Origin of the sequence: Pseudomonas sp. MWU16-30316 (assembly GCF_020515645.1) — a bacterium.
GTDB classification, from domain to species: Bacteria; Pseudomonadota; Gammaproteobacteria; order Pseudomonadales; family Pseudomonadaceae; genus Aquipseudomonas; species Aquipseudomonas cerasi.
In genome coordinates, this window is record NZ_JAIZAZ010000002.1 from 858,319 (window position 1) to 883,740 (window position 25,422).

Genomic DNA, 25,422 nt, shown 5'->3' on the forward strand with positions numbered 1-25,422 from the left:
ACAGCTTCATGACTGTTTGATGACGTTGCGGCTAACTGGCCATCAATGAGCCTGCGTTACTTTTTCGCGACAGCCGCACTCAGACCCAGATAGTCGATGAGAATGCGCCCGGTCTCTGCCAGGTAGGCATCGTCCTCGGGTTTGGTTTTCTCGTCTTCTACCGGCAGCGCGTCTTCATCTTCCTTCTTCAGCTCTTTGAGCGGCTCTTCACCCTTGGCCTTGCGGCGGGTGTTTTCCAGCGCAAGTTGCTTGCTTTCGATAGACGCATGCTCGGCACGACGGTCGGCTTCATTGAGGCTGACGGTCTTCTCGTTCATCAGCTTCTTGGCCAGCGCCAGGCGATCCTCAATGAACACGAACTCGGCGTCTTTTGCCGAACGTGCTTCATGACGCGCCTGCAATTGAGCCAGGAACGGCTTGAACGGGTCGATTGCCGGCTTGATCGCCGGTTTGATGCTGTCCCACGGCATGGCTTCGGGCAGCGCGCTCTCGCCGATCTCCTTGGTGTCGATCAGCGATGGGTACGTGATGTCCGGTACCACGCCCTGATGCTGGGTGCTCTGACCGGAAACCCGATAGAACTTGGCCAGTGTCAGTTTCAGTTCGCCGTGATTGAGCGGCTGAATGGTCTGCACGGTGCCTTTACCGAAGGTCTGGCCACCGATCACCAGCGCGCGGTGATAATCCTGCATCGCCCCGGCGAAAATCTCCGACGCCGACGCAGACAGGCGGTTGACCAGCAATGCCATCGGGCCTTTGTAGAACGCGCCCTTGGCTTCGTCTTCCAGGACGTCGACCTTGCCGTCGGCATTACGCACCAGCACGGTCGGGCCCTTGTCGATGAACAGGCTGGTCAGCTCGGTGGCTTCCTGCAACGAACCACCACCGTTGTTGCGCAGATCCAGTACCACACCGTCGACCTTCTCGGCCTGCAATTCGGTGAGCAGTTTCTTCACGTCACGGGTGGTGCTCTTGTATTCAGGATCGCCAGCCCGGTAGGCCTTGAAGTCCAGATAGAAGGCTGGAATGTCGATGACCCCGAGCTTGTAATCCTTGCCGTCCTGCTTGAGGTGCAGGATCGACTTCTTGGCCGCCTGTTCTTCAAGCTTCACCGCTTCACGGGTAATGGCGACGATCTTGCTGGTCTGGTCGTTCGGTGCATTGCTGGCTGGGATGATCTCCAGGCGTACCACCGAGCCTTTCGGACCGCGAATCAGCTTGACCACTTCATCGAGGCGCCAGCCGATCACGTCGACCATTTCCTTGTCGCCCTGGGCAACGGCCACGATCTTGTCGGCCGGAGCGACCTGTTTGGTCTTGGCCGCCGGACCTGCCGGGACCAGACGCACGATCTTCACGTTGTCGTTGTCGCTTTGCAACACGGCGCCGATGCCTTCCAGCGACAGGCTCATGTTGATGTCGAAGTTCTCCGCGCTGTCAGGTGACAGGTAGTTGGTGTGCGGGTCGTAGGACATGGCGAACGTGTTGATGTAGGCCTGGAAGATATCTTCGGCACGGGTCTGGTTCAGACGCGCCTGCTGATTCTTGTAGCGCTTGGTCAGGGTTTCCTGAATCTTCGCCGGGTCCTTGCCTGCAATCTTCAGACGCAGGACTTCATCCTTGATGCGCTTGCGCCACAGTTCGTCGAGCTCGGCAGTATCCTTGGGCCATGCGGCGTCCTTGCGGTCGACCAGCAGGGTTTCCTTGGTATTGAAGTCGAGCTTGTCGACGCCCTTGCCCAACTCGGCCAGCGCAAAATTCAGACGCGCATTGACGCGGTCCAGATAGCGCTTGTAGATGGTGAAGCCGGCGTTCAGGTCGCCGCTTTTCAGGAAGTCGTCGAACTGGAACTGCCATTTGTCGAAATCGGCAATGTCGCTGGCCATGAAATAGCTGCGCGAGGGGTCCAGTTGCTTGATGTAGCTCTGGTAAATAATCGCCGAACGCTTGTCGTCCAGGGGCGGCTTGCTGTAGTGATGTCGTTTGAGCAGCTCAACCACGTTGAGGCTGGCAATCACTTCGTCGCGGTCCGGCTGAAGATTATCCCAGCTGTTGGCGGCAAAGGTACTGGCTGACATCGGCAAAACGCTAAGGCCGACAAACAGTGCGAGGGCAGTGCTGGGGAATAATTGCTTCATGCTGATTCGACGCGAGGACAATTGATAACGCATATTAGGCCGTCTTTGAGGTCGCCGGTTCCTTTGGACCCGGCCGCATAATGCAAAAGCCCGGGCAAAACAGCCACGGGCTCAGTCTGGACTCACTATGGAGGCACCGTGAAGGCATTGCAAGGCGTTGAAGGACATGTGGAATGGGTCGAGGAGCCGAGTCCGGCCCTCGATGTGGGGCAGGTACGTATCAAAGTGGCTGCGGCAGGTTTGAATCGTGCCGATCTGTTACAGCGCGAAGGCAAGTATCCGCCGCCGCCCGGCGTCACTCAGACGCTGGGTCTGGAGTGCTCGGGCGTGATCGCCGAAGTCGGTCCGGGTACCTCCTGGGTGGTCGGAGACCGCGTCTGCGCGCTGTTGGCGGGCGGGGCGATGGCCGAAGAGGTGGTGGTCGATGGGCGACACGTGCTGCCGGTACCGGAAGGTCTGTCGCTGCACGAGGCGGCCGCCATTCCTGAGGTCTATGCCACCGCGTGGTTGAACCTGTTCGAGCTCGCCGGGCTCAAGCCTGGCGAGAAGGTTTTGCTGCACGCTGGCGCAAGTGGGGTTGGTTCAGCCGGGATTCAGCTTTGCAAGGCGTTTGGCAATCCGGTCTGGGTCAGTGTCGGCTCGACCGAACGTCTGGCCTATTGCGTCGAACTGGGTGCTCAGGGCGGTGTGGTACGCAGCGAAAGCCTTGAAGGCCTGAACGACTTTGCACCGTTCAACGTCATCCTCGACCCGGTGGGGGCGAGCTATGCCGAGCTCAACGTCAAACTGCTGGCCCTGGACGGTCGCTGGGTGCTGATCGGCGTCATGAGCGGTCGCGAGGCGCAGGTGGATCTGGCTCACGTACTGGGCAAGCGTATCCGGCTGATGGGTTCGACCTTGCGCAGTCGCGACGACACGTTCAAGGCCGACCTGCTCAGCGACCTGGGCCAGCACGTCTGGCCGCTGTTCACTGAGGGCCGCCTCAAGCCGCAACTGGCGAAATCCTTTGCGATCAAGGATGCCGAGGCGGCGTTCGAAGAGCTGGCGACCAACACGGTGTCCGGCAAGATCGTGCTGGTCATCGACGAAAGCCTGGTCTGATCAGGCGGTGCCTCTGGACTCAGCTCCAGTCGTGCACCGGCCAGCCGGCTTTCTGCGCGTGTTCCAGTAACACGGCATCGGGGTTGACCACGTTAGGGTGGTCAACCTTGAGCAGCAGCGGCAGGTCATTGCGCGAATCCGAATAGAAACTCGCACCCTCAAGATTTTCCCCCTCGGCATCCAGCCATTCCATCAGGCGCGTGATCTTGCCTTCCCGATAGGTCAGCACGCCGACGGTTGCACCGCTGTAGACGCCGTGCTGCACGTCCAGTTCGATACCCAACACTTCGTCGATCCCGAGGCGTTCGGCGATCGGCTTGACCAAGTGCACGCCCGACGCCGAGATCACCAGAATGCGGTCACCCTTGGCGCGGTGCTTTGCAATGCATGTGCAGGCGTCGCTGTAGATGATCGGCTCGATGACGTCCTCGACCCAAGGGCCGACCAGATGGTCGATTTCTTCAGGGGTACGGCCAGCCATGGGTTCCAGGCTGAAGGCCATGTAGTCTTCCATCGCGAGCTTGCCCTCGCTGTAGGCGGCCATCAGTTCGTCGTTGCGTTGCATGAACGACGTCGAGTCAACCCAGCCCAGGCGACCCATCTGCTCGCTCCAGAGCGTGGCGCAGTCACCACCGATCAGGGTCTCGTCCAGGTCGAAAATTGCCAGGGGCATGTGCGTTTCTCCTAAAGTCTGTTGAGTCGGCTGTCAGCTTCACGCATGGCGTCTTGATCGGCAAGCGCGTGGCGTTATGCGTGCAGAACGAATTCAGTTCACGGCGCGTTCAGTTCAAGGCAACGCTCAGTTCAAGGCGCAGAGTGCCGACGGTTCAATGTTCAGTGTTACACGCCTTCCGTCCGGGTGCAGGTCGTCGGCGCTGCGGTTCAGTACGTCGACCACAAGGTCTACGCCACGCGCCTGGACCCGGTAGCGGATGACGTTGCCGAGCAGACTGTGACTGCGTACTTCGCCTTCCAGTTCGCCCGTCAGGCTCAATTGGATCGACTCAGGGCGGATCGCCACACGGTTGTTGATCGGGCGCTGCATCAGGCGAGTGGCATCGTCGGCTTCCAGCAGGTTGTAGTTGCCGATGAAGCCTGCGGCGAAAACGTCCACCGGCGCGGTGTACAGTGTCTCGGCGTCACCGCTCTGCACGATCCGGCCCTGGTTCATCAGGAAGATACGGTCTGACAGGGTCAGTGCCTCTTCCTGGTCGTGGGTCACGAAAATAGTGGTCAGGCTCAGCTCGCGCTGAATGGCGCGTATCTGTTCACGCAGGTTCTTGCGAATCCGCGCGTCCAGCGCCGATAGCGGCTCATCGAGCAACAGCAGACGCGGGCGAGTGACCAGCGAGCGCGCCAGCGCCACACGCTGGCATTGCCCGCCGGACAGTTGATGCGGGTAGCGCGTGGCAAAATCGTGCAGCTCGACCATGCGCAGAATCTCGGCAACACGCCTTGAGCTCTCGTCGGCACCGACTTTCTGAATGCGCAGCCCGAAGGCAACGTTTTGCTCGACGGTCATGTTGGGAAACAGCGCATAGCTCTGGAACACCATGCCGATGTTGCGCTTTTGCGGCGTGAGCGGCACCAGGTCGCTGCCATCGAGCAGAATGCGCCCGCTGTTGACCGGGGTCAGCCCGGCAATGCAGCGCAATAACGTGGATTTGCCGCAGCCCGACGGGCCCAGCAAGGTAACGAATTCGCCCTTCGCGATGCTGCAGTTGATGTCGCTGAACACTGACGTGCTGGCGTAGCTTTTCTGCAGGTTTTCAATACTGACAAAACTCATCTCAGTCTTTGTCCTTGTTCAGTCGATTGGCGGCCCAGGTCAGCACCAGCACGAAGAGGAAATAGGAAATCACCAGCGCGCTGTTGAAGTGACCACTGCTGTTGCGCATGTTGTTGAGGTAGACCTGCAGGGTTTCATAGCGCGTGCCGACCAGCAGGTTGGCGAACACGAATTCGCCGAACAGGAACGAGAACGACAGCAGCAGGGCAATCATCAGGCCCTTGCGCAGGTTGGGCAGCACGACCATGAACGCCGCCTGCCAGGTGCTGGCGCCGAGCAACTGGGCGGCGTCCATCAGGTCTGTCAGGTTGATGGCCTGCAGGTTGTTGGTGATGGCGCGGTACATGAAGGGCAGGGCGACCGTGAAATAACAGCCAATCAGAATCCACGGTGTACCGACCATCGCCATGGGGCCTGAGCCATACAGCTGCAGCAGGCCGACCGAGGAGACCACGGGCGGCACGGCGAACGGCAGCAGGATGAGGATGTTCATCAGCCCGTCGAGGCGCGGAAAGTAGTAATGCACGACGAACAGCAGGGGCAGAATCAGCACCACCGAAAGGACCAGTGCGCCGACGCAGACCAGCAACGATTGGCCGAACGCCGTCAGAAAGCGTGGGTCGCTCCACAGCGCCACGTACCATTTGAAGGTCAGGCCGCTGGGCAGAATGGTCGCCGACCAACTGGTCGCGACCGAGTACAGGAAGGTGCCGGCCAGTGGCAGCAACAGGATCAGGAACAGCAGGTAGACCACCGTCTTGTGATAAATGCTCGCAGGCCCTCGTTCAACGCGTGACATGGTAGCTCCTTCTCAACAACCACTGATGGACCACGGTGACCAGGGTCATGAGCCCGACCAGAATCATCGCCAGCGCGCTGGCCATGTTCGGATCCAGCGTGATATCCCCCGCGACCATCGCCGCGATACGGATCGGCAATACGTTGAAATTGCCGGTGGTCAGCGCGTAGACCGTGGCATAGGCGCCCAGCGCATTGGCCAGCAGAATGACAAACGTGCCGAGCAGCGCCGGGGTCAGCACCGGCAGGCCGATGTAGCGCCAGAACTGATAGCTGCTGGCTCCCAGCAATGCTGCCGACTCGTTCCAGTCTTCGCGCACGGCATCGAATGCGGGGTAGAGCAGCAGCACGCCGAGTGGGATCTGGAAGTAGGTATAAAGGATGATCAGTCCGGTCTTGGAATACAGGTTGAAGTCATCGATGATCCCGGTCTGCTTGAGGATCAGGGTCAGCGCGCCGTTGAACCCCAGCAGGATGATGAACGCGAACGCCAGTGGAACGCCGGCAAAATTGCTGGTCATGTTGGCGAACGAGTTGACGAAATCGCGCAGCCGCGAATCCACCTTGCGCAGCGAATAGGCACCCAGGATCGAGATGATGATGCCGAACAGGCTCGACCAGAAGCTGATCTCCAGGCTGTACTGAATGGCTTGCCGGTAGAACTTCGAGCTGAACGCCCGGATGAAGTTTTCCCAGCCCCAGCCGGCATCGCTTTGCAGGCTGTGGATCGCGACCCACAGCAGCGGTGCGATCTGAAACACGATGAAAAATACGGCGAAGGGCAGCAGGCACAACAGCCCCAGCCACTTGCCTCGGGAAAAGGTTGTCAATTGAGAATCTCCCGGCAGACCGGTTTGTCGTGCGGCACGCCAAGCAGCTCGCAGACGGTGCCGCACAGATCGATCTGGCGCGGCGCGGCGTCGACATTCAGGCTGAAGGCATCACCGATGACGAACAGCGGCACCTCACGCTCTTCCGGCAACAGCCCGTTGTGCGAGCGGTCATTGTTCATGCCGTGGTCGGCCGTCACCAGTACTTGATAACCCGCATCCAGCCAGCGTTGCAGGTAGTCAGCCAGAATGATGTCTGCGCTGCGGGCGCTGTTGCGGTACTGCGCAGTGTCGAGGCCGTGCTTGTGCCCGGCGTCGTCGATGTTCATGGGGTGGATCAGCAGAAAGTTCGGGGCGTGCCCGAGGCGCAGGCTTTCGGCGTCGGCGAACAGGTGCGAATCAGGGTAGTGATCGGCCCAGTAGAACAGTCCGTGCTGAATCGGCAGATCCGTGGCTTCCGTATGGCGATCGCGTGCCGGGTCGAACGGGGTGCGGTTGTACAGCTCGCTGACCCAGTGATAGGCCGCTGCTGCAGTGCTCAGCCCGGCGTCGCGAGCATAGTGAAAGATGCTGCGCTGATTCGACAGGCGCGAGACGTTGTTATGCACGATGCCGCTGTCGATGGGCGCGACACCGGTCAGTATGCATTCGTAAAGGGGGCGTGAGAGGGCGGGCAGTTCGCATTCCATCTTGTAGAGCGCGGCCCGGCCCGCATCATGCCAGGCTTGCAGGTGCCCCATCGCATGGCGTGCGACTTCGTAATTGAGGCCGTCCAGCACGATCAGGATGACGTTGTGTTTCATGGGCGACTCGCTTTGAAAGAACGGGCGAGACTGGCTCGCCCGGAGTACACGACTTCATCCCTGAGCCGCAGGAGAGGATCAGTTCATCTCGATGATGACCTGCTCGTTCCACATCTGCGGCAGCGCTTTGGAAGTTTTCTCCCACGCCTCTGCGTTCTCGATTGGCTTGGCGTTTTTATACTGGTCTTGCGGCAGCAGTTTGGCTTGAACATCTTCAGGCAGTTTGATGTGTTCTACGCGAATCGGGCGTGCATTGCCCTTGGCCAGATTGATCTGACCCGCGTCGCTGAAGGTGTATTCACGCGCCAGCTTGGCGGCGTTCGGGTGTTTGGCATACTTGTTGATGATGGTGGTGTAGCCGGAAATCACCGAGCCGTCCGAAGGGATCAGCACGACGTAATCATCAGGTTTGGTCATCTTGGCTTTGTAGCTCAGGCCGTTGAAGTCCCAGACCACACCGACTTCGATTTCGCCTTTCTCGATGGTCTGAATGGTCGGGTTGGCCAGCGACAGACGCTTCTGTTTGGCCAGATCGGTGAACAGTGCTAGGCCCGGTGCGATGTTGGTTTCGTCACCTTTCATGGCGATGGCCGCTGCCAGTACACCGTTGGCAGCCTGAGCCGCAGTGCTCACGTCGCCGATGGACACCTTGTATTTGCCGGTTTTCAGGTCAGCCCAGCTTTTCGGGATTTCAGAGCCGTGCAGCAGGTTTTTGTTGACGATGAAGGCGATGGTGCCGGTGTAGGCCAGCGCCCAGTGGCCGTCCTTGTCCTTGGCCCAGGTCGGGATCTGATCCCAGGTAGTTGGCTTGTAAGGCTGGGTAACGCCTTTTGCTGTGGCGATAGGGCCGAACGCTGCGCCTACGTCGCCAATGTCACCGCTGGCGTTGTCTTTCTCCGCCTCGAACTTGGCGATCTCCTGGGCCGAACTCATGTCGGTGTCCATGTGCTTGAGGCCATATTTGGCTTCCAGGTCTTTCCAGATGCCGCCCCAGTTTGCCCAGTCATCCGGCATGCCGAGGCTGTTGACCGCGCCTTCAGCCTTGGCCGCAGCCTCCAGCGTTTTAAGATCCGTGTCCGCAGCCATGACCAGCGAACTCATTGCCATGGCTGAACCGAGGAGTGATGCCAACAAAAGATGTTTCATTCGGAGCTCCTAGTGCACTTCTTGAGAAAAGTGTTCGTTGCGGATTATTTGGTCTAGATCAGCAATACCTGAGCCAAGTTAGGCTTTTTGCATGACATTTTCGTGTCGTGTTGCACGGACAAAAGCGTTTTTCACGGGCCCCGGCAGTGCCTGGCGCTAAGCGTAGACCATCGCAATGGGCCTGTTGGGCAGGGGGTTATGGGCTCTTTTCGGCGCAGTTGGCATGCAACGTGATTTGTCCTGTAACAGTACAGTCATGTCCCCGGCCTAGGCTCACGGCAAGGGAGTCAACGGCGTTGGCTGCACTGATGTATGCCTCGTAACAGGGCTGGTCTAGTCCAGACGGATACCGGAATGCGCGAAGATGTGCCACGGGCGGTAACAACCATTTGCCATGCGCTGCAGGAGCAGATCGAACATGGTTTGTTGCCGCATGGCAGCAAGTTGCCTGCAGAGCGCAAGCTCAGCGAGGTATTCGCCACCACCCGCATCACCTTGCGTGAAGCGCTGTTGCAGCTTGAGGCGCAGGGGTTGATCTATCGGGAAGAGCGGCGTGGCTGGTTCATCTCGCCGCCGCGACTGGCCTATGACCTGATCAGGCGTAGCCATTTCCACGCAATGGTCTGTGCCCAGGGAAGGGTGCCGCACACCCGGCTTCTGTCTGCACGCCTGCAACCTGCTTCAGCGATGATCTGCGAAATGCTGGAACTGCCGGCGCTGTCGAGCGTGATCCAGATCTGTCGCGCGCGACGGATCGATCAGCGTCTGGTGCTGTATGTCGAGCACTACCTGAGACCGGAGTTGTTCCCCGGCATTCTCGAACACGACCTGAACGAATCGCTCAGTGAACTCTACGCCCGCCGCTATGACATTCATTACGGTCGGGTGCGCTTCGACATGGTCCCCACGGCGCTGCACAGCGAAGCAGCCGCTGCACTGAAGGTTTCACTGGGTAGCCCGGGCCTGCGCATTGCACGTGTCAATTATGATCGGAAAGATCGGTTGATCGACTGTGACCTCGAATACTGGCGTCATGATGCTATTCATGTGCGCGCAGAGGTGAACGGCGACTGAATGCCGGTGTGGCAAACCCACTTCCCAAGCGCGGTCTGTGCCACCGTTAGTTCGCTGTTTTCTATAAATAAATACTCATTTCGTTGATAAGAATGTGTGCAATGTACAGCCTGTTTAATAGGTTTTGTGTAATGCATACATTTGATTAACAAAAAAAATTAATGAGCGTTATTCTATTTTTGCTGGCGGGGTGGCGTTAAATTAGTTGGTTTTTTTGATGAAATGTCCCAGAGTAATTATTCTAGTTTTCAGCGGATTTAAGAAAAATCTTAATATTAATTAATGTTTGTTAATGGGGTGTGGTAGGTTTTTGGTGTGGAAGGATAAGCACTGGTTAGTTGGTTTTATTTGCACGATCGTTCCATGTTTGGATTAAGGTTGACATGGCAGTTGTCCTATAAAGCAATGCTTGATAAGTGCGGCTGCTTTTATTTAAAGGATCTATGAGGATGCTGTAATGACTCTCGACAAGGCGTTGGTGCTGCGTACCTGTGCAAATAATATGGCCGATCACTGCGGCCTTATATGGCCCGCGTCCGGCACGGTGGAATCCAGATACTGGCAGTCAACCAGGCGGCATGAGAATGGTCTGGTCGGTTTACTGTGGGGCGCTGGAACCAGCGCTTTTCTAAGCGTGCATGCCGATGCTCGATGGATTGTCTGTGAAGTTGCCGTTGCAGACATCATCAGTCTGGAAGAGCCGGGAATGGTCAAGTTTCCGCGGGCCGAGGTGGTTCATGTCGGCGACAGGATCAGCGCATCACACTTCATTTCGGCACGTCAGGCCGACCCTGCGTCAACATCAACATCAACATCAACATCAACGTTAACGCCAATGCCCACTGCCATACCCACGCCCATGCCTGCCGTAGCAAGTGTCACGTTACCGGTGGCCGAACAGGCCCGTCATGAAGTGTTCGATGTCGCGTCGGTCAGCGCGGCTGCCGCCCCAGTAAACACCCTGCCGGTGACGACGCCGCAGAATGTGCAGACCGCCACTTACGGCAGCACGTTGAGTGGCGACAATCACAGTCGTCTGATTGCCGGTTATGGCAGTAACGAGACCGCTGGCAACCACAGTGATCTAATTGCCGGTTATGGAAGTACAGGCACCGCCGGCTCCGACAGCTGGCTGGTCGCTGGCTATGGAAGCACCCAGACCGCCGGTGGGGACAGCGCGCTGACAGCGGGTTACGGCAGCACCCAGACCGCCCGCGAAGGCAGCAACCTGACGGCAGGGTACGGCAGCACCGGCACGGCAGGCTCGGACAGTTCGCTGATCGCCGGTTACGGCAGTACTCAGACTTCGGGCGGGGACAGCTCACTCACAGCGGGTTACGGCAGCACGCAAACGGCTCAGGAAGGCAGCAATCTCACCGCTGGGTATGGCAGCACCGGCACGGCAGGCTCGGACAGCTCGTTGATCGCCGGTTATGGCAGTACACAAACCTCGGGAGGCGACAGTTCGCTGACCGCGGGCTACGGCAGTACGCAGACGGCCCAGGAGGGCAGCAATCTGACGGCGGGGTACGGCAGCACGGGTACAGCAGGTGTCGACAGCTCTCTGATCGCGGGATACGGCAGCACGCAGACCTCGGGAAGTGACAGCGCCCTGACCGCAGGCTATGGCAGCACGCAAACGGCCCAGAAAGGCAGCAATCTCACTGCTGGGTATGGCAGCACCGGCACGGCAGGTTCCGACAGCTCGCTGATCGCCGGTTACGGCAGCACGCAAACCTCGGGCAGTGACAGCTCGCTCACGGCGGGGTACGGCAGTACGCAGACGGCTCAGGAAGGCAGCAATCTGACGGCGGGGTACGGCAGCACGGGTACAGCAGGTGTCGACAGTTCGTTGATCGCCGGATATGGCAGCACGCAGACCTCGGGAAGTGACAGTGCGCTGACAGCGGGTTACGGCAGCACGCAAACGGCCCAGGAAGGCAGCAACCTGACGGCGGGCTACGGCAGCACTGGCACGGCAGGTGCCGACAGTTCGTTGATCGCCGGATATGGCAGCACGCAGACGTCAGGCAGCGAAAGTTCGCTTACCGCAGGCTATGGCAGTACCCAGACTGCCCGTGAGGGCAGCACCCTGACGGCCGGATATGGCAGTACCGGAACAGCTGGCGCTGACAGCTCGCTGATCGCCGGTTACGGCAGCACGCAAACCTCGGGCAGTGAAAGCTCGCTCACGGCAGGTTATGGCAGTACCCAGACCGCACAGCAGGGCAGCGTACTCACATCAGGCTATGGCAGTACGCAAACGGCCGGGGCTGCCAGTAACCTCACCACCGGTTACGGAAGTACAGGTACCGCGGGTCACGAGAGTTTCATCATTGCGGGTTATGGAAGTACACAGACAGCGGGCCACAAAAGTATCCTGACCGCTGGTTATGGCAGTACTCAGACGGCCAGGGACGGTAGCGACCTGATTGCGGGCTATGGCAGTACGGGAACCGCAGGCTCGGGCAGTTCGCTGATCGCAGGTTATGGCAGCACCCAGACCGCGAGTTACAGAAGCATGCTGACCGCCGGTTATGGCAGTACGCAGACCGCCAGAGAACACAGCGACCTTGTCACAGGCTATGGCAGCACTTCAACGGCAGGGTCAAACAGTTCGCTGATCGCCGGCTATGGAAGCACTCAGACGGCGGGCTTCAAAAGCATACTGACCGCCGGTTACGGCAGTACCCAGACGGCACAGGAGCGCAGCGACCTGGTCGCAGGCTACGGAAGCACGTCGACTGCGGGCTATTCCAGTTCCTTGATCGCCGGCTATGGCAGCACGCAGACGGCAGGCTACGAGAGCACGTTGACCGCCGGTTACGGCAGTACGCAAACCGCGCAGGAGCGCAGTGATCTGGTGACAGGTTATGGAAGTACCTCCACCGCCGGCTATGCGAGCTCGCTGATTGCGGGTTATGGCAGCACGCAGACTGCGGGTTATGAGAGCACGTTGACCGCCGGTTACGGCAGCACGCAAACCGCACAGGAAAACAGCTCGCTCACCACCGGGTACGGAAGTACCTCCACAGCCGGCTTTGCCAGCTCGCTGATCGCCGGTTATGGCAGTACGCAGACAGCCGGCTATAAAAGTACCCTCACGGCCGGTTACGGCAGTACTCAGACTGCAGAGTATGGAAGCTCACTCACTGCGGGCTACGGCAGCACTGCAACGGCCGGGCAGGACAGTTCATTGATAGCCGGCTATGGCAGCTCCCTGACCAGCGGAATCAGAAGTTTTCTGACGGCAGGCTATGGCAGTACGCTGATCGCCGGACTTCGCAGCGTTTTGATCGCCGGTTATGGCAGTAGTCTTACATCGGGCATTCGCAGCACGTTGACTGCGGGTTATGGCAGTAACCAGATTGCAAGTTACGGCAGCTCGTTGATTGCAGGCCATGAAAGCATTCAGGTCGCCGGAAATAAAAGCATGCTGATCGCCGGCAAGGGCAGCTCGCAGACAGCAGGTTTTCGCAGCACGCTGATTGCCGGTGCGGGCAGTGTACAACTGGCGGGTGATCGCAGCCGGTTGATTGCCGGTGCAGACAGTAATCAGACCGCGGGTGACCGCAGCAAACTACTGGCCGGTAATAACAGTTATCTGACTGCCGGCGATAGAAGCAAACTGACCGGCGGGCATGACTGCACCCTGATGGCGGGAGACCAAAGCAGATTGACCGCTGGTAAGAACAGTGTCTTGACGGCAGGCGCTCGTAGCAAACTTATTGGCAGTGAAGGCTCGACGCTCTCGGCTGGAGAAGACTCCACACTAATTTTCAGACTCTGGGACGGGAAGAGGTACAGGCAACTGGTCGCCAGAACGGGTGAGAACGGTGTTGAGGCCGACATACCGTATTACGTGAACGAAGATGACGATATTGTCGATAAACCCGACGAGGACGATGACTGGATAGAGGTAAAGTAGCCCGCGTTATTCAAGCACTCCACGACTGAATCATCGACAGGGCGCGTCGATGGAATTCGGGACATGAAGTCCCTTTATAAACAAATGACCTGTTGTCCGGTACGAGGTGGTTCAAAATGGCGCAGGCAAAAGTATCTTTTTTATCGTTATGATGAGAGACATTTTATTTCTTTCAATGGGCACTTTAGCGAGCGTCAACACCGAAACGCGGGAGCAACAGGTCACCCCCGCGTTATCGATTATCGCCTCAGCCGTTATGGCAGCTCGTGGCTGGCATAGAACGCACTCAATACCTTGACCAGATGCGCCAGGTCATGGCTACCGGCCAGTTCGCGAATCGAGTGCATGGCGAACGTCGGCAAGCCGATGTCTACCGTGCGAATACCCAGATGGCTGGCAGTGATCGGTCCGATGGTCGAGCCGCAACCCATGTCGCTGCGTACTACAAAGCTCTGTACCGGGACCTCTTCGGCCATGCACAGATGGCGGAAGAAACCGGCGGTTTCGCTGTTGGTGGCGTAACGCTGGTTGCTGTTGACCTTGATCACCGGCCCTGCGTTGAGCTTGGGACCATGATTGGCGTCGTGCTTGTCAGCGTAGTTGGGATGAATGCCGTGGGCGTTGTCGGCTGATATCAGCAGCGACTTCTGAATCGTGCGCACGTAGTCTTCGCTGCTTGGCAACAGACGCTGGACGATCTGCTCGAGCATCGCACCGTCTGCGCCACAAGCGGAAGACGAGCCGACTTCTTCGTGATCGGTGCACACCAGCAGGGCGGTTTCGTCGCTCTCGGTGTTGAGCAGTGCCTGCATCCCGGCGAAACACGACAACAGGTTGTCCAGGCGTGCGCCTGCCAGGAAGTCCCCATTGAGGCCGACCACAGCGGCGCCCTGGGTGTCGTAGAAACTCAGCTCGTAATCGAGCACCACATCGGCATTGAGGCCGTGCTCGCGGGCCAGTTGGTCGGTCAGTAATGCCCGGAAGTCGGCGCGCTCGTCACCGGCGACCTGCGCCAGGATGGGAGGCAGTTCGTTTTGCGCATTGATCGCCCAGCCTTCGTTGGCAGTGCGGTTCAGGTGAATCGCCAGATTGGGGATCACGGCGATCGGCAGTTTGAAGTCGATCAACTGACTTTCAACCTTGCCGTCGCGGCGGAAAGTGACACGGCCGGCCAGCGACAGATCACGGTCAAACCAGGGGGCCAGCAAGGCGCCGCCGTAGACTTCGACGCCCAGCTGCCAAAAACCCTGACGTTGCAGTTCCGGTTGCGGCTTGACCCGCAGGCACGGGCTGTCCGTGTGTGCGCCAACCATGCGAATGCCGCCCGTGAGTGGCGACTGACGACCCATCCGGAAAGCGACGATGGAAGAGTCATTACGGGTGACGAAATAACGGCCCCCGGTTTCTACTGCCCACGTGTCACGTTCGTCCAGCCGCTGAAAGCCTGCGGCTTCGAAGTGTTGCACGAGGGTGGCGGTGGCGTGGAACGGGGTAGGAGAAGCCTTCAGAAAATCGATGAGGCCTTTGTTCAACTCTGCGCGCATAAATAGCTCCAGACAGCAATGGCGCGAGTTTACCGCATTGGCTCAGTCGTTGCCGCTGCCACAGAAACGCTTTTCGACCGCGAAGGGCCTGACGAAGTCGGGCCGGAAACAGGAGCGGGGGGCTTTGGTTACTTTGGCCCCATCAAAGTAACTCGCCGAGGGGCGAAAAGGTGACCTGAGTCGACCCTAAATCCACCTGAAGTCGCAGAACCGCTGCGTGACGCGGAGCGTCACGAACGGCATTACCACGCGGAGCGTGGGAACGATAGTCAGAGCAGCTGTATGACGCGGAGCATCTGCACGATATTCAGCGTGTCATTCAGATCAGAACGGCGCGGTGCACTCGAAGGTCAATCGCTCGCCGGTCCCCGGATGGGTAAAGCTCAGCATGCTGGCATGCAGACACAGACGCGGATACGCCGCCAGCGCTTCCGGATGCGCGTACAGACCATCACCCAACAACGGATGCCCGATCGACAGCATGTGCACACGCAACTGATGCGAGCGGCCAGTGATCGGCGTGAGCTCGACGCGACAGTAAGTGTCATGCCGCTCGACAACCTTCCAGAACGTCAGCGCGTGTTTGCCACCCTCGTGGTCCACCACATGCCGGGGCTTGGTGGGGGGGTCATAGCGCAATGGCAGATCGATACTGCCGCTGTCCAGGGACGGTTGGCCCCAACACAGTGCGGTGTAGGCTTTCTCGGTTTCACGGTCATGAAACTGACGCGACAGCTCTCGATGCGTATCGGCATCACGGGCCAGCAGAATGATGCCCGAGGTTTCCCAGTCCAGGCGATGGACGATACGCGCTTCAGGGTAACCGTTTTCCTGCAGGCGGGTAATCAGGCAATCCTTGTTATCGTCGGCACGGCCGGGAACGGAAAGCAGCAGGGTAGGCTTATCGATCACCAGAACGGCGGCGTCCTGATGAATGATGCGGATGTTCGACAACGGCATGCAACGGCCTCGAAACGCTAGAAACGCCAACGGCGGCAAGGGCGCAGCTTCCGTAGAAGTGCGCCGATACCGCCGCGAGCGACTGCCTGATCAGCGATCGGGCAGGGTGATATTGAGTTCCAGAATCGAACAGCTGCCCTGGCTTTCCAGAGCGACCTGTACCTGGTCAGACTCGATATTGACGTATTTACGGATCACTTCCACCAGCTCTTTCTGCAGCGCAGGAAGGTAGTCCGGGGTACTGCGTTGGCCGCGTTCGTGAGCAACGATGATCTGTAGACGCTCTTTCGCGACCGAGGCCGTGCTTCCTTTTTTGCGGTCACGAAAGAAGTCAAAAATATTCATTAATTACCCCCGAACAGGCGTTCAAAGAATCCTTTCTTATGCACATCCAGAAACCGGTGCTCAAGTGTTTTGCCCAGCAGGCGGTCAACCGCATCGCTATAGGCCTGACCCGCATCGCTCTGGTCATCGAGAATGACCGGCACGCCCTGGTTGGAGGCTTTCAGTACAGCCTGGGATTCGGGGATCACGCCGAGCAGGGTAACGGCAAGGATTTCCTTGACGTCTTCCACGCCGAGCATTTCGCCCTTGCTGACGCGCTCAGGGTTGTAGCGGGTCAGCAGCAAGTGTTCCTTGATCGGGTCTTCGCCACGTTCGGCGCGACGCGATTTGCTGGCCAGCAGGCCCAGCATGCGGTCGGAGTCACGTACCGACGAGACTTCAGGGTTGGTCACGACGATGGCTTCGTCGGCGAAGTACATGGCCAGGTGAGCACCGGTTTCGATACCGGCCGGCGAATCGCAGACGATGTATTCGAAGGATTCCTTCAGCTCCATGAGGACTTTTTCAACGCCCTCCTTGGTCAGTGCTTCCTTGTCACGGGTCTGGCTGGCGGCCAGCACGAACAGGCCTTCGATCTTCTTGTCCTTGATCAGCGCCTGTTGCAGGTTGGCTTCGCCATTGACCACGTTGACGAAGTCATACACGACACGACGTTCGCAACCCATGATCAGGTCGAGGTTACGCAGGCCGACGTCGAAGTCGACGATGACTGTCTTGTGGCCGCGCAGTGCGAGACCGGTACCGATGGCGGCGCTGGTGGTGGTCTTGCCCACACCACCCTTGCCGGATGTAACAACGAGAATCTTGGCCAAGGTGTATCACCCCTAGAGGAAAAGGACATTGAGTCCCTGAAAGGCATCTCCTGGCGCCGCGCCCGCCGAAGCATTCTGGAAATCCTGGGGTCTGATTCCGGAAAGCTAGCACTAAGCTATTACTTTCGACTCATATACCCGCTGAAAAGCAGTGCTTTTCAGAACTTCCTGCCGCCTTCACGACAATTTCGCGACGAATCAGAGATGCTTTGAAAATTGCGGCAGTATCCGTTAAAGACGAATGATGTTCAACACATCACCTGACAAGCTGATCTGGACCGGCGAGCCCCATAACGGGTCCCTGCGCAAGTCCTCGGACACCTTGTATTGCCCGGCAATCGAAATCAGCTCGGCACTCAACTGCTGACAGAAGATCCGTGCCTTGGTATCGCCCTTTATTCCCGCCAGTGCCCTGCCACGCATCGGGCCGTAGACATGGATGTTTCCATCGGCGAGAAGTTCCGCACCGGGACTGACCGGCGCGACTACCACCAGGTCGCCGCCCTGAGCGTAGATCTGCTGACCGCCGCGTACCGGAGCGGTTATCACGCGGGTCGGCTTGATCAGTGGCTCTGGCGGTTTTTCCGGGATTTTTTTCGGTGCTTCGGCCTCGACCGGGTCGATCACGCGCTCACGTGCGCCGGACGGCGGCAGCACCGGGAGGTCGACGGCAATCGCTGCGGCAATGTCTTCGATGCGGTTGGCGCGGATCGCCAGGGTGCGCAGGCCATGCTGGCGACAGATACGCACCAGACCCGGTAGATCCACCGGGCCTTCGTTCGGTGCGAGTTTGTCCAGAGCCAGGATCAGCGGCGTATTGCTGAAGAAGTTGGGGGCTTGTGCCACCTTGGCCGCCAACTGCCTGTCGAGCGCTTCAAGGTTGGTTCGGGCCAGCTCCATCACGGTGATGGCGAGCATGCTGCCCTTGAGCTGAAATACAGGTTCCGGGTTTTGCGATTCAATCTGGCTCATGGTTGATATACACAACAGCTTGTCGCTAAAAGTGCCGAGACTTATAGCGAGAACGCCCGCGAGCCGCAAGCGGCCAGAACCGTTGTAGAATGCGCGGCCTTTGTTCTGACGGAAGCCCAAATGGATCGCCCGCGTCTTAAAGCCAGTTTCCTTCACCCCCGTTTCTGGCCGCTATGGCTGGGGCTGGGGCTCTTGTGGCTGATTGTTCAATTGCCATTTCGCGTTCTGCTGCTCATAGGTCGGGCACTGGGCGCCATCATGTACCGTGTGGCCACTGATCGAAAAAAAATCGCGTCACGCAATCTGGAGCTGTGCTTCCCACATTTGTCCGCGGCCGAGCGCAAGCGTCTGCTCAAGGAAAACTTCGCCTCCACCGGGATTGCCTTCTTCGAGATGGCCATGAGCTGGTGGTGGTCGAAAAAACGTCTGGCCAGGCTTGCCCACGTCGAAGGGCTCGAGCATTTGCAGAGTGCCCAGGAAAAAGGCGAGGGCGTGATTCTGATGGCGCTGCATTTCACCACGCTGGAAATCGGCGCGGCACTGCTGGGCCAGCAGCACACCATTGACGGCATGTATCGCGAACACAAGAGCCCGTTGTTCGACTTCGTCCAGCGTCGCGGACGCGAGCGCCATAACCTTGATTCACTGGCTGTCGAGCGCGATGACGTACGCGGCATGCTCAAGTTGCTGCGCGCCGGTCGGGCGATCTGGTACGCGCCGGATCAGGACTATGGCGCCAAACAGAGCATTTTTGTGCCGCTGTTCGGCATCCAGGCCGCGACCGTGACCGCCACCAGCAAATTCGCCCGCCTGGGCCGTGCGCAGGTTGTGCCCTTCACTCAGCGGCGTCTGGCAGACGGTAGCGGTTACGGGCTGGTGATTCATCCGCCGCTGGACAACTTTCCGGGTGAGAGCGACGAAGCCGATTGCCTGCGCATCAATCAATGGGTGGAAAAAGCCGTCACTGAATGCCCGGAACAATATCTTTGGGCCCATCGACGCTTTAAAAGTCGACCAGCCGGTGAACAGAAGCTATATGAGAAGCATAGATAAAAAGCGTCGTTGATCACCGAGGTCAGTCGTAGATGCAGGATCGCGCAGTAACGAGCAGTGCAGTAAGTGGTGTCGAGCCTGTAACCGGGCTGATTTTATCGGGTGGCGGGGCGCGTGCGGCCTATCAGGTCGGCGTACTGGCAGGCATTGCCGACCTGCTGCCGCCCGGTTCGCCCAATCCCTTTCCGGTCATCGTCGGTACGTCGGCTGGCGCGATCAATGCCGTCAAGCTGGCCAGTGGCGCGCTGCATTTTCGGATTGCCATCCATCAATTGACCGAATTCTGGCAGTCATTTCGCAGCCATCAGGTGCTGCGCAGCGACTGGTCCGGGGTGATTCATCAGGCCAGCCGTTTTTTCGGTCGCAGTCTGCTGGGGTTTGGACGAAACATCCCGGTTGCCTTGCTCAACAGTTCGCCCCTGCGTGATCTGCTCAATGAGCGGCTGGATCTGTCCGGAATCGAAGCCGCCATCGACGCTCATCATTTGCGTGCAGTGGCGGTGACTGCCTTCGGTTACGAATCGGGTCAGGCGGTCACGTTTTATCAGGGCCGCGGTACGATCGAACCCTGGCTGCGCCATCGCCGTATCGGCCGTCCGACGCAATTGACCGTGGATCACTTGCTCGCCAGTTCAGCCATTCCCTTGCTGTTCGCCCCCGTGATGCTCGACGAGGAATACTTTGGCGACGGGGCCGTGCGTCAGTCGGCACCGATCAGCCCGGCGCTGCACCTGGGCGCCAATCGTGTTCTGGTGGTCGGCGTGAGCGGCAACCCGCGCGGCCTTAAAGCCGAAAGACCGGCACCCCGCGCGCCACGCGGCGCTCAGCCAAGCCTGGCGCAGATCAGCGGCCACATGCTCAACAGCACGTTCATCGACAACCTGGAAAGCGATATCGAGCTGCTCGAACGCTTGAACACCGCCAGTGCGTTGCTGCCCGAGGATCAGGTCAGGCAGCCGGGCATGGAGCCGGTGGAAGTGCTAGTGATTTCGCCGAGCCGTCCGCTGGATGAGATTGCGGCCCGCCACCGCCGCGAATTGCCCCCCGCACTGCGCACGTTCCTGCGCGGGCCGGGTGCGACCAAGAGCAGCGGCGCCAGTGTGCTGAGCTATCTGCTGTTCGAGTCAGGTTATTGCAGCGAATTGATCGAACTGGGGCGTCACGACGCGATTGCTCAGGGTGCCGAACTGAAGCGCTTTCTGCGTCTGGAATAACTCGGCGAGACAGAGGCGGGGCCTCTGTCTCTTGATCAGCGTGCGCAGGGCTCAGTGAGCGAAGTTGTCACGCCGTCAGACGATCTTCCCGGAAGTCACGAATCGCCTGCTCGATCTCTTCCTTGGTGTTCATCACAAAGGGGCCGTACTGCACGATCGGTTCACGCAGGGGCTTGCCTGCAATCAGCAACAGCCGCGCACCAGCGGCGCTGCTGATCTGCACCTCACCGATGTCGGACAGGCGTGCCATTTGGCGTTTACCGATCGGCTGGGTGCTGCCTTCCAGCTCGACACTGCCTTCATAGACGTACAGCAGCACAAGGTGCCCTTCGGGTACGTGCGGGCTGATACGGCTGCCGGCAGGCATATCAAAGTCAAAGTACAACGGCTCGGTGTCCGGACGCTGTACTGCCCCGGCCTGGCGAACCTGGCCATCGTCGAAATGCCCGGCCAATACCACCACTTGTACACCGGCCTGGGTGGTGACACTCGGAACGTTTTCCGGCTGGATGTCCTGGTAGCTGGCATCGCTCAGCTTGTTCTTGCCCGGCAGGTTCAGCCAGAGCTGAAAGCCGCGCATGGTGCCTTCTTCCTGTTCAGGCATTTCGCTGTGAATGATCCCGCGTGCCGCCGTCATCCACTGCACACCGCCGCTCTGCAGAAGGCCGACATTGCCCATATGGTCTTCATGACGCATACGGCCTTCAAGCATGTAGGTCACCGTTTCGAAGCCACGGTGCGGGTGAGGTGGAAAACCGGCGATGTAGTCATCCGGCTTGTCTGACCCGAACTCGTCCAGCATCAGAAACGGATCGAACTGCTCCACGCCACGTCCGCCGAAGACGCGCGTCAGCTTGACGCCCGCGCCATCGGACGCTGGTTGACCCGCTTGAATGGACAGGACTTTACGAAATTGAGTCATGGGAGACAGAGCACTCCTTATCAGGTGATACGAAGTGTCATGGTATGCCTGTCCATTCGATAAATTTATTCGAATGCCGGGACAGAATGATCGTATTGGTCGATAGGTTGCGCTGCATGACGCAGTGGCGCGGAGTGACAGGCAGCCTGCCCGGAATGATCTCCGGGGCAGGCTTGAAGCCAGAGGATGCTCAGTGCTTGCTGCCCTGTGTCGACATGCTCAGCAGCTGTTTCTCCTGATTCCAGTCGAACGGTTCCTCGTTCTGCTCCGCTTCGTAGCGGCGTTCTTCCAGCGCCTGATACAGCTCGATTTCATCATCCGGCATGAAATGCAGGCAGTCACCGGCGAAGAACCACAGCAGGTCGCGCGGTACCAGATGCGCGATTTGCGGGTAGCGCTGGATGACCTGGCAGAGGATGTCCTGACCCAGGTACTGGCTTTCGATGGGGTCCTGCGGCAACAGCTCGACCAGTTCGTCGAAACGCTCCATGAACAGCGCGTGGCTTTCTTCCGGAACCTGCTCGGCCTCGCCCAGCGCGACCAGAATGCTGCGCAGGTGTGCCAGCAGGCCAAGTTGGTGATCGAGAGTGGCGTCGGCCATTGGGTAATCCTCAAATGCAAAAACAGGCGCGAGAGTATAAAGCTCTACGCGCCTGCTGTGTGGTGCGACCTGACTATCAGCGAATCTTGCCGGCTGCCAGGGTCAGTTCTTCCTTGTCGAAATCATCCACATCAATCACCTTGCGGCGGGCTGCCTCGGCGGTACGCAGGGTTTGCGCTTCGTCGGCCTGCAACACACCGATGCGCAGCGCGGCGTCGATGACAGGCTCGCCAGCGTCCGGCTTGACCTGACCACTCTTGATTGCCACTTGCAGCTTCTTGTGCAGCGGATACGCAGCGCTGAGCAGGTCGATGGCGTGTTGCAGCGCGCCGACCGGATCGTCTGCCGATTGCGGGCGATAGCAGCCTGCCAGCAACTCTTCCAGCGTCGGATCGCCCTTGGCGCGGCCCAGCACCTGGGCAACTTCCGCATCAAGCTTGTCCGATGGTCCCTTGTGCCGGCGACCGAACGGGAACACTACGGCACGCAGCACCCCACCCAGTATGCGGTTGGGGAAGTTGCTGAGGATCTCGTCCATCGCACGTTCCGAATGCCCCAGGCTTTCTTCCATGGCCCAGCGGAACAACGGGCTCATATGGTCCGGCGAACCGAGGTCGTGATAACGCTTGAGCGCTGCCGAGGCCAGGTACATATGGCTGAGCACGTCACCCAGGCGGGCCGAAAGGCGTTCGCGGCGTTTCAATTCTCCACCCAGCAGCATCATGCTCAAGTCGGCGAGCATCGCGAACGCTGCTGCCTGACGGTTGAGCGCGCGGAAATAGCCCTGGCTCAAGCCGTTACCCGGCGCTCTTTCGAAATGACCGAAGCCCAGGTTGAGGATGAAGGTGCTGGCGGCATTGCTCACCGCAAAACCGATGTGTTTGAGCAGCAGGCTGTCAAACTCGATCAGCGCCTGCTGCTTGTCTTCGCGCCCGGCGAGGGCCATTTCCTTGAGCACGAAGGGATGGCAGCGAATCGCGCCCTGGCCGAAAATCATCAGGTTGCGCGAGAGGATGTTGGCGCCCTCGACCGTGATGAATATCGGTGCACCTTGCCAGTTGCGACCCAGATAGTTGTTCGGGCCCATGATGATGCCCTTGCCGCCATGCACGTCCATGGCGTGACCGATACACTCGCGACCGCGCTCGGTCAGGTGATACTTGAGGATTGCAGAGAGCACCGAAGGCTTCTCGCCCAGGTCGACCGCATTGGCGGTCAGCATGCGCGCGCTGTCCATCAGCCAGGCATTGCCACCGATACGCGCCAGCGCTTCCTGGATGCCTTCGAACGCCGAGATAGGCACGTTGAATTGCTCACGCACCTTCGCGTACTGGCCAGTGACCAGGCTGGTGTACTTGGCTGCGCCGGTGCCGACTGCCGGCAGCGAGATCGAACGACCCACCGACAGGCAGTTCATCAGCATCATCCAGCCTTTGCCCAGCATCGGCTGACCACCGATCAGGTAGCTCAGCGGGATGAACACGTCCTTGCCCGAGTTGGGGCCGTTCATGAACGCTGCGCCCAATGGCAGGTGACGGCGGCCGATTTCCACGCCGGGCGTGTCGGTCGGAATCAGCGCCAGGCTGATGCCCAGATCGTCTTTTTCGCCGAGCAGGTGCTCAGGGTCGTGGGCCTTGAAGGCCAGACCCAGCAGGGTGGCGACCGGGCCGAGGGTGATGTAGCGTTTTTCCCAGGTCAGGCGCAGACCGATGACTTCTTCGCCCTGCCACTGACCCTTGCAGATGATCCCGGTGTCGGTCATCGCGCCTGCATCGGAACCGGCCAGCGGACCGGTCAGCGCGAAGCAGGGGATGTCTTCACCGCGTGCCAGACGTGGCAGGTAATGATTGCGTTGCTCGTCGGTGCCGTAATGCAGCAGCAATTCGGCCGGGCCGAGAGAGTTGGGCACCATCACCGTGGACGCCAGGTCGCCGCTGCGGGTGGCCAGCTTCATGGCTACCTGGGAGTGGGCGTAGGCGGAGAAGCCCTTGCCACCGAATTCCTTGGGAATGATCAGCGCGAAAAAACCGTGCGCTTTCATGTGCGCCCAGGCTTCAGGCGGCAGGTCCATGGCCTGGCCGATTTCCCAGTCGCTGACCATCGCGCAGAGTTCTTCGGTCGGCCCATCGATAAAGGCCTGTTCCTCTTCGGTCAGTTGGACTTTCGGGTAGGCCAGCAGCTTGTCCCAGTCCGGGCGCCCGCTAAACAGCTCGCCATCCCACCAGACCGTGCCGGCATCGATCGCATCACGCTCGGTTTGCGACATCGGCGGCAGGACTTTTTGAAACCAGCTGAACATAGGCGCAGTGAAATGCTTGCGGCGAAGATCGGGCAGCATTACCGGTATGAATACTGCCAGCCAGAGCAACCAGAACACCGTCAGCAGCCATCCTGGCGCGTGACTGAAAATGCCCATGGCCAGCAGGTAGACAGCTACCACGCCAAGCGCCGGGAGCGGGGCGGTTCGCCGATGAGCCAGCCAGGCAATGCCGACGACCAGCACAACAATCCACAACAACAGCATAAATATTCCTCCGTGATGACCGCCACTGTGGCGGCGATCAAACTGGTCGCCGGGCAGTGGTGAGGCGACATCGATAGTGACCCCTGGTTGACGAGGAAGTTGCCGCCGCTTCGGGGTAGACTGTGAGCCTTTATTTATCAGCGACTGCGAGGGGAACGCAATGCTCAAGATCTGGGGGCGGAAGAATTCCAGCAATGTGCGCAAGGCACTCTGGATTGCCGAGGAAGTGGGCGTACCCTACGAGACGCAGGACGCCGGTGGTGCATTCGGCCTGGTCAACGAAGCGGCCTATCGCGCGAAAAACCCCAACGGCCGGATTCCGATGATCGAAGACGGCGACTTCGTGATGTGGGAGTCCAACGCCATCGTGCGCTATCTGGCCGCCCGCCATGCCCCCGATTCTGATTTATACCCCGCAGATCTGCAGGCCCGTGCCAACGCAGACAAGTGGATGGACTGGACCACCTCGACCATCGCCGCGCCGTTCAGCCCGGTGTTCTGGGGGGTAATACGCACGCCCGCCGATAAACAGGACTGGCCGGCCATCGAGCAAGGCATCAAGACGCTGCACAGCCTGCTGCTGGTGGCCGACGAGGCGCTGTCGCGACAGCCCTATCTGTCTGGCGATGCGTTCGGCATGGGTGATATTCCCTTGGGATGCTTCGCCTACGGCTGGTTTGAAATGCCGATTGAACGTCCGCCGCTGCCTCACCTCCAAGCCTGGTATGAGCGTCTCAAGACTCGCCCGGCTTATCGCAAGGCGGTCATGACCCCTTTAACCTGAGCATGTGATGTGAACAGGTGATAGGGCTGATCGGGCGCATGTCCGGCGCTCGATATTTACTATTAACAGATGTGTCTGTACTTG

21 protein-coding genes are annotated in these 25,422 nt (G+C 59.3%); 6 read left to right on the plus strand and 15 right to left on the minus strand.

Annotated features, from left to right (window positions below; all coding sequences use genetic code 11):
- Positions 1-56 precede the first annotated feature (56 nt).
- The gene (locus LCH65_RS10820) at positions 57-2,138 is read right to left on the minus strand and encodes a carboxy terminal-processing peptidase (protein ID WP_003430942.1); all 2,082 of its coding nucleotides are present in this window, start codon (positions 2,136-2,138) and stop codon (positions 57-59) included.
- Between the two features lie 138 nt (positions 2,139-2,276).
- Here LCH65_RS10820 and LCH65_RS10825 point away from each other — a divergent pair, with 138 nt between their 5' ends.
- Complete coding sequence (locus LCH65_RS10825) at positions 2,277-3,239, plus strand: NAD(P)H-quinone oxidoreductase (protein ID WP_044309986.1); 963 nt, start codon at positions 2,277-2,279, stop codon at positions 3,237-3,239.
- A 19-nt stretch (positions 3,240-3,258) separates the two neighbouring features.
- Here LCH65_RS10825 and LCH65_RS10830 read toward each other — a convergent pair whose 3' ends face one another.
- The 6 genes from LCH65_RS10830 to LCH65_RS10855 form a co-directional block, all read right to left on the minus strand.
- A complete protein-coding gene (locus LCH65_RS10830; RefSeq protein ID WP_003368346.1) occupies positions 3,259-3,912 on the minus strand; it encodes an HAD family hydrolase in 654 nt (217 codons plus the stop codon).
- Positions 3,913-4,038: 126 nt separating this feature from the next.
- The gene (locus LCH65_RS10835) at positions 4,039-5,028 is read right to left on the minus strand and encodes an ABC transporter ATP-binding protein (RefSeq protein ID WP_226439446.1); all 990 of its coding nucleotides are present in this window, start codon (positions 5,026-5,028) and stop codon (positions 4,039-4,041) included.
- A gap of 1 nt (position 5,029) precedes the next feature.
- A complete protein-coding gene (locus LCH65_RS10840; protein ID WP_054080796.1) occupies positions 5,030-5,827 on the minus strand; it encodes an ABC transporter permease in 798 nt (265 codons plus the stop codon).
- Positions 5,814-6,656 carry an ABC transporter permease subunit gene (locus LCH65_RS10845; RefSeq protein WP_003430949.1) on the minus strand — a complete coding sequence of 281 codons (843 nt, stop codon included), beginning with the start codon at positions 6,654-6,656 and terminating at the stop codon, positions 5,814-5,816. The genes LCH65_RS10840 and LCH65_RS10845 overlap by 14 nt, the downstream gene beginning before the upstream one ends.
- Positions 6,653-7,459, minus strand: a complete 807-nt coding sequence (locus LCH65_RS10850; protein WP_003430952.1) for an alkaline phosphatase family protein — start codon at positions 7,457-7,459, stop codon at positions 6,653-6,655. The genes LCH65_RS10845 and LCH65_RS10850 overlap by 4 nt, the downstream gene beginning before the upstream one ends.
- Before the next feature lie 78 nt (positions 7,460-7,537).
- A complete protein-coding gene (locus tag LCH65_RS10855; protein WP_003368360.1) occupies positions 7,538-8,605 on the minus strand; it encodes an ABC transporter substrate-binding protein in 1,068 nt (355 codons plus the stop codon).
- 354 nt (positions 8,606-8,959) lie between these two features.
- Here LCH65_RS10855 and LCH65_RS10860 point away from each other — a divergent pair, with 354 nt between their 5' ends.
- A complete protein-coding gene (locus LCH65_RS10860; RefSeq protein ID WP_003368362.1) occupies positions 8,960-9,679 on the plus strand; it encodes a UTRA domain-containing protein in 720 nt (239 codons plus the stop codon).
- 457 nt (positions 9,680-10,136) lie between these two features.
- Positions 10,137-13,607: an Ice nucleation protein gene (locus LCH65_RS10865; protein ID WP_226439447.1), complete on the plus strand. Its 3,471-nt coding sequence runs from the start codon at positions 10,137-10,139 to the stop codon at positions 13,605-13,607.
- A 254-nt stretch (positions 13,608-13,861) separates the two neighbouring features.
- Here the strand turns inward: LCH65_RS10865 and LCH65_RS10870 are convergent, their stop codons facing one another.
- From LCH65_RS10870 to minC, 5 genes are all read right to left on the minus strand, one after another.
- Positions 13,862-15,151, minus strand: a complete 1,290-nt coding sequence (locus tag LCH65_RS10870; protein WP_003368366.1) for a M18 family aminopeptidase — start codon at positions 15,149-15,151, stop codon at positions 13,862-13,864.
- A 324-nt stretch (positions 15,152-15,475) separates the two neighbouring features.
- The gene (locus LCH65_RS10875) at positions 15,476-16,111 is read right to left on the minus strand and encodes an RluA family pseudouridine synthase (RefSeq protein WP_003368367.1); all 636 of its coding nucleotides are present in this window, start codon (positions 16,109-16,111) and stop codon (positions 15,476-15,478) included.
- Positions 16,112-16,201: 90 nt separating this feature from the next.
- Positions 16,202-16,456, minus strand: coding sequence for a cell division topological specificity factor MinE (gene minE / locus LCH65_RS10880; RefSeq protein ID WP_003317453.1), 255 nt, complete (start codon positions 16,454-16,456; stop codon positions 16,202-16,204).
- Positions 16,456-17,268 carry a septum site-determining protein MinD gene (gene minD / locus LCH65_RS10885; protein ID WP_003317454.1) on the minus strand — a complete coding sequence of 271 codons (813 nt, stop codon included), beginning with the start codon at positions 17,266-17,268 and terminating at the stop codon, positions 16,456-16,458. The genes minE and minD overlap by 1 nt, the downstream gene beginning before the upstream one ends.
- A gap of 231 nt (positions 17,269-17,499) precedes the next feature.
- Entirely contained in the window at positions 17,500-18,240 is a 741-nt protein-coding gene (minC, locus tag LCH65_RS10890) for a septum site-determining protein MinC (protein WP_003368369.1), read from the minus strand.
- Between the two features lie 120 nt (positions 18,241-18,360).
- On the opposite strand from minC, the gene LCH65_RS10895 reads away from it, so the two are divergent.
- Together LCH65_RS10895 and LCH65_RS10900 are read left to right on the plus strand one after the other, a co-directional pair.
- Positions 18,361-19,293, plus strand: coding sequence for a lipid A biosynthesis lauroyl acyltransferase (locus tag LCH65_RS10895; RefSeq protein ID WP_226439448.1), 933 nt, complete (start codon positions 18,361-18,363; stop codon positions 19,291-19,293).
- A 32-nt stretch (positions 19,294-19,325) separates the two neighbouring features.
- Positions 19,326-20,507 carry a patatin-like phospholipase family protein gene (locus tag LCH65_RS10900; RefSeq protein WP_054080800.1) on the plus strand — a complete coding sequence of 394 codons (1,182 nt, stop codon included), beginning with the start codon at positions 19,326-19,328 and terminating at the stop codon, positions 20,505-20,507.
- A 67-nt stretch (positions 20,508-20,574) separates the two neighbouring features.
- Here the strand turns inward: LCH65_RS10900 and LCH65_RS10905 are convergent, their stop codons facing one another.
- The 3 genes from LCH65_RS10905 to LCH65_RS10915 form a co-directional block, all read right to left on the minus strand.
- Entirely contained in the window at positions 20,575-21,429 is an 855-nt protein-coding gene (locus LCH65_RS10905; RefSeq protein WP_003368372.1) for a pirin family protein, read from the minus strand.
- Positions 21,430-21,619: 190 nt separating this feature from the next.
- Complete coding sequence (locus LCH65_RS10910) at positions 21,620-22,030, minus strand: PA2817 family protein (protein WP_003317460.1); 411 nt, start codon at positions 22,028-22,030, stop codon at positions 21,620-21,622.
- A gap of 76 nt (positions 22,031-22,106) precedes the next feature.
- A complete protein-coding gene (locus tag LCH65_RS10915; RefSeq protein WP_003430971.1) occupies positions 22,107-24,554 on the minus strand; it encodes an acyl-CoA dehydrogenase in 2,448 nt (815 codons plus the stop codon).
- Between the two features lie 160 nt (positions 24,555-24,714).
- Between LCH65_RS10915 and LCH65_RS10920 the strand changes: the two genes are divergently transcribed.
- The gene (locus tag LCH65_RS10920) at positions 24,715-25,338 is read left to right on the plus strand and encodes a glutathione S-transferase (RefSeq protein WP_003368376.1); all 624 of its coding nucleotides are present in this window, start codon (positions 24,715-24,717) and stop codon (positions 25,336-25,338) included.
- The last annotated feature ends 84 nt before the right edge of the window (positions 25,339-25,422 follow it).

Bases quoted from the DNA above. Each gene is read 5' to 3' on its own strand.
- LCH65_RS10820 (WP_003430942.1), bottom strand. From the start codon at position 2,138: ATGAAGCAATTATTCCCCAGCACTGCCCTCGCACTGTTTGTCGGCCTT.
- LCH65_RS10830 (WP_003368346.1), bottom strand. From the start codon at position 3,912: ATGCCCCTGGCAATTTTCGACCTGGACGAGACCCTGATCGGTGGTGAC.
- LCH65_RS10835 (WP_226439446.1), bottom strand. From the start codon at position 5,028: ATGAGTTTTGTCAGTATTGAAAACCTGCAGAAAAGCTACGCCAGCACG.
- LCH65_RS10840 (WP_054080796.1), bottom strand. From the start codon at position 5,827: ATGTCACGCGTTGAACGAGGGCCTGCGAGCATTTATCACAAGACGGTG.
- LCH65_RS10850 (WP_003430952.1), bottom strand. From the start codon at position 7,459: ATGAAACACAACGTCATCCTGATCGTGCTGGACGGCCTCAATTACGAA.
- LCH65_RS10855 (WP_003368360.1), bottom strand. From the start codon at position 8,605: ATGAAACATCTTTTGTTGGCATCACTCCTCGGTTCAGCCATGGCAATG.
- LCH65_RS10860 (WP_003368362.1), top strand. From the start codon at position 8,960: ATGCGCGAAGATGTGCCACGGGCGGTAACAACCATTTGCCATGCGCTG.
- LCH65_RS10865 (WP_226439447.1), top strand. From the start codon at position 10,137: ATGACTCTCGACAAGGCGTTGGTGCTGCGTACCTGTGCAAATAATATG.
- LCH65_RS10870 (WP_003368366.1), bottom strand. From the start codon at position 15,151: ATGCGCGCAGAGTTGAACAAAGGCCTCATCGATTTTCTGAAGGCTTCT.
- LCH65_RS10875 (WP_003368367.1), bottom strand. From the start codon at position 16,111: ATGCCGTTGTCGAACATCCGCATCATTCATCAGGACGCCGCCGTTCTG.
- minE (WP_003317453.1), bottom strand. From the start codon at position 16,456: ATGAATATTTTTGACTTCTTTCGTGACCGCAAAAAAGGAAGCACGGCC.
- minC (WP_003368369.1), bottom strand. From the start codon at position 18,240: ATGAGCCAGATTGAATCGCAAAACCCGGAACCTGTATTTCAGCTCAAG.
- LCH65_RS10895 (WP_226439448.1), top strand. From the start codon at position 18,361: ATGGATCGCCCGCGTCTTAAAGCCAGTTTCCTTCACCCCCGTTTCTGG.
- LCH65_RS10900 (WP_054080800.1), top strand. From the start codon at position 19,326: ATGCAGGATCGCGCAGTAACGAGCAGTGCAGTAAGTGGTGTCGAGCCT.
- LCH65_RS10905 (WP_003368372.1), bottom strand. From the start codon at position 21,429: ATGACTCAATTTCGTAAAGTCCTGTCCATTCAAGCGGGTCAACCAGCG.
- LCH65_RS10910 (WP_003317460.1), bottom strand. From the start codon at position 22,030: ATGGCCGACGCCACTCTCGATCACCAACTTGGCCTGCTGGCACACCTG.
- LCH65_RS10915 (WP_003430971.1), bottom strand. From the start codon at position 24,554: ATGCTGTTGTTGTGGATTGTTGTGCTGGTCGTCGGCATTGCCTGGCTG.
- LCH65_RS10920 (WP_003368376.1), top strand. From the start codon at position 24,715: ATGCTCAAGATCTGGGGGCGGAAGAATTCCAGCAATGTGCGCAAGGCA.